Annotated in this window: 1 protein-coding gene; it reads left to right on the top strand. The window is 72.6% G+C overall.

What is annotated here, in order from left to right; genetic code table 11:
- Positions 1-427: efflux RND transporter periplasmic adaptor subunit (locus tag EN850_RS33675; protein ID WP_136092945.1), on the top strand; the 427-nt coding region annotated here is incomplete at both ends.

Raw genomic sequence — 427 nt, 5'->3', positions numbered from 1 at the left:
GAGCGTGGGTCCGCAGGTGGTGCAGCGCGATGACGAACTGCCGGGCCGCGTGGCGGCGGTGCGCACCGCGCAGAGCCGAGCCCAGGTGGGCGGCATCGTGCAGCGGCGCCTGTTCGAACAGGGCGCGGAAGTCAGTGCCGGCCAGGCCCTGTTCCAGATCGACCCGGCAGCGTTCCGTGCCGATGTCGATTCGGCATTGGCCGCGCTGCAGCGCACTGAGGCCGCGCTGGCCCGCAGCCGCGTTCAGTCGCAGCGCCTGCATGCATTGGCCGCCGCGCAGGCGGTCAGCCAGCAGCATCGCGACGACGCCAGCGCCGAGTACGAACAGGCCCGCGCCGCCGTGAACGAGGCACGCGCCATCCTGGCGCGTCGCCAGCTCGACCTGCGCCATGCGACGGTCAGCGCACCGATTGCCGGTCGCATCGAC

The sequence above is a fragment of the Mesorhizobium sp. M8A.F.Ca.ET.207.01.1.1 genome, assembly GCF_004794715.1.
Lineage (GTDB): Bacteria > Pseudomonadota > Alphaproteobacteria > Rhizobiales > Rhizobiaceae > Mesorhizobium.
Note: the sequence above shows the minus strand (reverse complement) of the source record. Positions and strands in the feature narration are given on the sequence as shown.